Origin of the sequence: Azohydromonas sediminis, from assembly GCF_003574675.1 — a bacterium.
Taxonomy (GTDB): Bacteria; Pseudomonadota; Gammaproteobacteria; order Burkholderiales; family Burkholderiaceae_C; genus Calidifontimicrobium; species Calidifontimicrobium sediminis.
On record NZ_QOAZ01000116.1, the window covers coordinates 1 to 557 of the forward strand.

1 pseudogene is annotated in these 557 nt (G+C 62.7%); it reads right to left on the reverse strand.

What is annotated here, in order from left to right:
- Window positions 1-514, reverse strand: a pseudogene (locus DRV96_RS17875) (hypothetical protein); the annotation flags it as partial.
- Window positions 515-557 lie beyond the last annotated feature (43 nt).

Genomic DNA, 557 nt, shown 5'->3' on the forward strand with positions numbered 1-557 from the left:
GCTTCCACACACCGAAGCTGATGAACCCCACGGCTGCCTCCACGCCTGGCGTGTTGCGAGACACGGTGATCGTGAACTCCACACCCGGACGCAGGGGCAGGTCTTTGAGGGTGAAGTACGTTCCGCGCTTCAGCTCGCCAAACAGGTACTCGAACTCGCCGAAGGCCTGCTCCCACAGATCAACGGAGATGGGGGGCACCAGATCCACACCGCCCAGCTTTGCAGTGATGTCGAGGTGGTCCCCTTCGATTCCGTAGATCGCCAGCCCCGTCACGAAGTCGAGCTTCATGACATAGGTCAAGCTGGTGGGCTTGCGCGCCTTTGTGAACAGGTACTTGTCAAAAGGCGCCATCCGGTTGGTGGGCGCGCCTTCGTCCTTGAGCCAGTACCCCGCCGAGCGCGTATCGCTGGGCGCGTAGGTGTTCTGCGGCGCCGAGGAAACGGCCTGCACGCACTCATAGGTGTAGTCACCGTCCACGCGCCGGTCTTTGAGCACGTAGTTGGTGCCCGACACCCATGCCACCTCCCCCGCCGCAGTGTCAACGGCAGGGATGGTG